This window comes from Chamaesiphon sp. OTE_8_metabat_110, from assembly GCF_031382685.1.
Taxonomy (GTDB): Bacteria; Cyanobacteriota; Cyanobacteriia; order Cyanobacteriales; family Chamaesiphonaceae; genus Chamaesiphon.
Window position 1 is genome coordinate 1 of record NZ_JANMZA010000104.1, and the last position, 5,907, is coordinate 5,907.

Annotated in this window: 5 protein-coding genes; all 5 read left to right on the forward strand. The window is 45.9% G+C overall.

The features are described 5' to 3' along the window. Window positions 1–52: 52 nt before the first annotated feature. Window positions 53–886, forward strand: a complete 834-nt coding sequence (gene ntrB / locus RMO52_RS03745) for a nitrate ABC transporter permease (protein WP_396134872.1) — start codon at window positions 53–55, stop codon at window positions 884–886. 126 nt (window positions 887–1,012) lie between these two features. After that, the gene (locus RMO52_RS03750) at window positions 1,013–2,983 is read left to right on the forward strand and encodes a nitrate ABC transporter ATP-binding protein (RefSeq protein ID WP_310410970.1); all 1,971 of its coding nucleotides are present in this window, start codon (window positions 1,013–1,015) and stop codon (window positions 2,981–2,983) included. Between the two features lie 195 nt (window positions 2,984–3,178). After that, the gene (locus RMO52_RS03755; protein WP_309745186.1) at window positions 3,179–4,003 is read left to right on the forward strand and encodes a nitrate ABC transporter ATP-binding protein; all 825 of its coding nucleotides are present in this window, start codon (window positions 3,179–3,181) and stop codon (window positions 4,001–4,003) included. A 4-nt stretch (window positions 4,004–4,007) separates the two neighbouring features. Continuing rightward, entirely contained in the window at window positions 4,008–4,394 is a 387-nt protein-coding gene (locus RMO52_RS03760; RefSeq protein ID WP_310410973.1) for a hypothetical protein, read from the forward strand. 270 nt (window positions 4,395–4,664) lie between these two features. Further along, the coding region (locus RMO52_RS03765; RefSeq protein WP_310410975.1) for a 4Fe-4S binding protein at window positions 4,665–5,907 on the forward strand (1,243 nt) is incomplete at its 3' end.

A 5,907-nucleotide genomic window follows, 5' to 3' on the forward strand; every position in this document is an offset into this window, starting at 1 on the left:
ATATCTGCTAACAACCCAATTCTCAATTATCAATTAATTTCGGAGCATTATTATGACAACTGGCATACGTAAATCATCGGGATTTCGGATTGGTGGGATGGAAATATCCGCCAAAACAATTAAGAAAAATGTCCTACCACCAGCGATCGCGATTTTTACATTCTTAGCTTTGTGGGAAGCATTATCATCTTCGGGAATTACCCTATTACCTGGCCCTTCAATCCTGATTACCGATCCTCGGACTTTTGAATTAGTAAAATATCCTTTTTACGATCGCGGCGGCATCGATAAGGGGATGTTCTGGCAGACTTGGGCGAGTTTGCAACGGGTGGGGATTAGTTATACATTAGCGGCGATTGTCGGGATCTCGCTCGGCATTGCGATCGGTACCAGCGATATGCTCTCCCGCGCACTCGATCCTTTGTTCCTATTTTTGAGAACTGTTCCACCTTTGGCTTGGGTACCGATTTCCCTCGCTGCCTTAAATAAAAACGAACCCGCTGCTTTATTCGTCATCTTTATCACCGCAGTCTGGCCGATTTTAATTAATACCGCAGTTGGTGTCAAACAAATTCCCCAAGACTACATTAACGTTTCTAAAGTCGTCCAAGCTTCCAAGCAAAAATACTTCTTCCAAATTTTACTTCCTTCCGCACTGCCTTACATTTTCACTGGTTTGCGCGTCGCAATTAGTTTAGCTTGGTTGGCAATTATCGCCGCTGAAATCGTCATGTCGGGGATTGTCGGGATTGGTTTCTTTATCTGGGAAGCTTATCAAAATAACTACATCAGCGAAGTTATTCTCGCCTTGGTTTGGATCGGCGCGGTTGGTTTATTGCTCGATACTGCCATGAGTTGGTTGCAGAACAAAATCGTCAAGCAGTAATGCTTTGTTTAGCGATGCGTAGGGTGTGTTATCGCGAAGCGTAACGCACCATTACAAGCAAATATATGGTGCGTTACCCGTTGGGATAACACACCCTACATAAAAATCCAAAATTTATAAACTGCCATGTCAACAGCCGAACTAGTCAATATTCAAGATGCGGGAAAAACCTTTCCACTCGGTGGTGGGAAAGAATATGTCGCCCTACGCGGTATCGATCTTCAAATCAAACGCGGTGAATTCATTTCGCTAATCGGTCACTCTGGCTGTGGCAAATCCACCCTGCTGAATATGATTGCGGGATTGGATTTAGCAACAGAAGGAGTGGTTTCCTTAGAAGGATTAACAATTACTAAACCTGGCCCCGATCGCATCGTTGTATTTCAAAACTATTCGCTCTTACCCTGGCTGACAGTAAGAGAAAACGTTGCTTTTGCGGTTGATGAAGTTCTGACCGAAAAATCAGCTCAAGAACGGAAACAAATTATCGAGCATTATGTCGGTGTCGTCGGACTTTCTAAAGAGATCGATAAGTATCCTGGGGAAATGTCTGGGGGGATGCGTCAACGGGTCGCGATCGCCCGCGCTCTGGCAGTGCAACCGCGCTTATTATTATTAGATGAACCCTTTGGTGTCCTCGATGCTTTGACGCGAGGTAACTTGCAAGAACAGCTAGTTAAGATCTGCGAAGATAACGAAATTTCGGCGTTGATGGTGACTCACGAAGTCGATGAAGCCGTACTGATGAGCGATCGGGTAGTAATGCTTACTAATGGCCCTGCTTCTAAAATTGGCTCCATTTTAGAGGTCGATTTACCCCGCCCGCGCAAACGGTTAGAAGCCGTCAAACATCCGAGCTACTATCAGCTCCGCAGCGAAATTATCTACTTTCTCAACCAGCAGAAACAAGTTAAAAAAATGCGGGCGCAGAAAGTTCAACATGTTGCCGCTCACGGGTTAGAAAAAGTCAACTTACAACTCGGTTTTGTGCCCTTAACGGCATGTGCGCCGATGATTATTGCCAAAGAAAAAGGCTTCTTTGTCAAACATGGTTTAGAGCAAGCCTCCTTGGTGCGAGAATCGAGTTGGCGCGGCGTAGTCGATGGACTGATCGGCGGCTATATCGACGCAGCAGCCATGCCATCGGGAATGCCCCTGTGGATTACCCTCGGCGGTGCGGGCGGGCAAAGTCTACCCATCGTCAGCTCCCTCACCATCAGCCGCAACGGTAACGCCATTACCCTCGATAAAAAATTTAAGAAACTCGGTGTCAAAACCCTGGCTGATTTCCGCGAAGCGATCCGCGCCACCCCCAACGAACCGCACCGGATGGGTGTAGTACATCCTTCATCCATGCACAACCTGTTGCTGCGTTATTGGTTAGCCAGTGCGGGCATCGATCCCGATCGGGAGTTACATTTGAAACAAATCCCGCCCGCCCAAATGGTCGTAGATCTCAAAAACGGCACCATCGACGGTTTTTGCGTCGGCGATCCGTGGAATCTCCGCGCTGAAATCGAAGGAATTGGCTTTACCGTCGCCCGCGATATCGACATCTGGAACGGTCATCCCGGCAAAGTTCTGGGCTGTCGTCAAGATTGGGCAGCGGCATTCCCCAATACCTTTATTGCCCTAAATAAGGCACTTTTAGACGCTTGCCGCTACTGCGCCGATCCTACTAATGCCGAAGAAATTCGCAAAATCTTAGCCCGCAAGGAATATATCGGTACCAATATCGATTTTATCCATCTAGGCGGCCCCGACGATATCGTCCCTGGGGTCGAATCGGTCGCTCACCACGTCTTTTTCGGCGATGGTGTCAATCGTCCCAGTCGGACAGAACATCTGTGGCACATGGTTGAGATGGCGCGGTGGGGCGATGTGCCGTTCCCTCGCAACTGGGTAGAGGTGCTGGAAAATACCTGTCGCGTTGGTGTCTTTAGTACGGCAGCACGGGAATTAGGGATGACCGAGATTTCTTACAGTCGCGGTTCGATTCAACTCGTCGATGGTACCACTTTCGATGCCAAAGATCCGATTAGCTATCTCAACAATCTCAAAATCAAACGCGATATCACTCTAGCGGAAATTCATTAAGGCGATCGGTGAATAAATAAGCATAATTATCGATCGAATGGATTATACCTGAAACTTAGCTGGTGGGCAGTGCCCACCCTACGAAATATCTTCTCTTTAAATGACAGAGAACAGGAGCGATGCTCCCATGGTTAAATCCCTAGTGCGATACAACCCAATTCTCAATTCTTAACTCTCAATTAAATCCTAAATCCTATGACTACTACTGCTGCACCTATGTCGGGAAGATTAAAAAACGTCAACAAAGACTTTATCAGCTTTCAAGGAGTTACCAAAACTTATCCTGCCAGAGCGGGATTAAATGTCGTAATTAAAAATATCGATCTTACTGTCAAGCAAGGTGAATTTATTTGTATTATTGGACACTCCGGCTGCGGTAAATCTACATTACTAAATACACTTTCTGGATTTGCCACACCCAACGAAGGTCAAGTCACCATGAATGGTAAGTTAATTACCAAGCCAGGGCCAGATCGGATGGTGGTGTTTCAAAATTACTCGTTGATGCCGTGGATGACAGCTTATGAAAATGTCTATTTTGGGTTGGATTCCGTCCATCCCAGCAAGTCTAAATCGGAGAAAGATCGGATCGTTCGTGATACTTTAACGATGGTTGGTTTGGGCGAGGCAATGGAAAAAAAACCCACCCAATTATCTGGAGGAATGCGTCAGCGGGTCGCGATCGCGCGGGCTTTTTGTCTGCGTCCTGAAGTGTTAATTCTAGATGAACCTTTCGGTGCTTTGGATGCAATTACCAAAGAAGAAATGCAGGAAGAAGTATCCGAAATCGTCCGCGAAGTTGGGTGTACGGTGCTGATGGTGACACATGATATCGATGAGTGTTTATTCCTAGCCGATCGATTAGTAATGATGACAGAAGGGCCAGCAGCGGGCATTGGTGAGATCTTAGATATTCCCTTTGAGCGTCCTCGCGATCGCGAACAAATGCTCGAAGATCCTCGCTATTATGATTTGCGTAACCGCGCCCTCGAATTTTTATATAGTGGGAATTCTCATTAGCTCGATGGGTACAACGATGCCGTTTACCATCCCGACGATCGATAAGGCAATCGCACAAGCGATCGTGTTAATGGCGATCGCTAAGCTACCAATGCAGATTTTAATTATCCTCGACAAACGTGTCCTCACCTTCGTCAAAATTTTCACAAGTTTGGGCATTGAGCATCCGGTTCTCATAGCGGCGGTTGCGGCGGTTGCCTTTGGCGGTAGTCGCGCGTTTGCCCGATCGTTTATCGCAGACGAGACTCTGGAGATCGGGAGCATCATGAATATCGCTCAGGGTATCGTTGTAAGTCCGTTTCATTGCGGTGGCGATCGGTTGATAGTTTATTTACATAATTTAACTCAAAAATCCCCAGTTGACGAGCTAGCAGGGCTGATTTATTCTTAACCGGGCTTAGGTTGTCAAGATGAAAGGCAATTAATTTCGATCGGACGAAAGCGTGCCACCGAGGCGGTCGCATAAATGTCGATCGTCGATCGAACTGAAACAGTTGGTTTGTAAGATGCTAAACAATCTAATCAGCAATAGCTTGACTCATAATTTTATGTCGATCGGTAGACTATCCACATTTTAATGTCATCTATTATATAGATGTGGGTTTCGATCGAGATAATACCTACATAAAAACTCTTTACTACTAGTTAACTTCTACGTTGTATGTTCTCACAGCTACCCGAACGGCAAATGCACGTGGTTCGTTGGATATTAACGATCGCATGGCTGCTGATTATTGCATCATTGTTTTACGATCCTTGGACTTCCGTACTGACAGAGCCAAGTCATCCTTGGAGTCCGTTAAGGTTGTCAGGTAGCTGTATTTCGGTGCAGGGAAAGTGTCTGGTAGAGCAGCCTTATCCATTGGCTACGACCTTATTTTGGGGGGCGATCGTTCCGTCGTCGATCTTCATTTTGCTCGTATTCGGGCATGAAGTTTGGCGCAGGATTTGTCCGCTGTCATTTTTGTCACAAATTCCCCGTGCATTAGGCAAACAAAGACAATTCAAACGCGAGAGTCCGAATACGGGAAAAGTTCGCTATGAGTTGCCAAAAGTCAAGCCTGATTCGTGGTTGGGTAAAAATTATCCGTACGTGCAATTTGGCTGGCTATTTGTCGGATTGTGCGGGCGAATTTTGTTTTTTAATGCCGATCGATTGGTATTAGCATTATGGCTATTATTTACGATCGCGGCTGCGATTACTGTCGGCTATTTGTATGGCGGTAAATCATGGTGCAATTATTTTTGTCCAATGGCTCCAGTGCAGCAAATTTATAGTGAGCCTGGTGGCTTATTTAGTAGTAAGGCACATACTAGCGATACGTCTATTACCCAATCGATGTGTCGGACGGTATTACCTGATGGGAAAGAACAAAGTGCTTGTGTTGCCTGTCAAAATCCCTGCATTGATATCGATTCAGCACGCGTTTACTGGGATGGTTTGAATAAGCCAGAAGTATCATGGTTGCGCTATGGTTATGTGGGTTTAGTTATCGGTTATTTTGGTTATTATTATCTGTATGCTGGTAGTTGGGACTATTATATTTCCGGCGCGTGGGCGAGACAAACCGACCAACTATCAACACTATTAGATCCAGGATTTTATCTATTCGGACAGGCGATAAATATTCCTAAAATTGTGGCTGTACCAATGACATTGGGGATCTCTACCGCGATCGGCGATCGGGTGGGCAGATCGATCGAGCAATGGGCAAAGTCTTATAGTCGCCAGCGCGATCTCAATCTATCGCCGGACGTAATTAGACATCGCATTTTTACGCTCTGTACATTTTTTATTTTCAACTTTTTCTTTATTTTTGGTGGTCGTCCTTTAGTTCAACTGATGCCGATTTCGGTTCAATATATTTACGAGCTTGCGCTAGTTTTATTGAGTACGCTGTGGG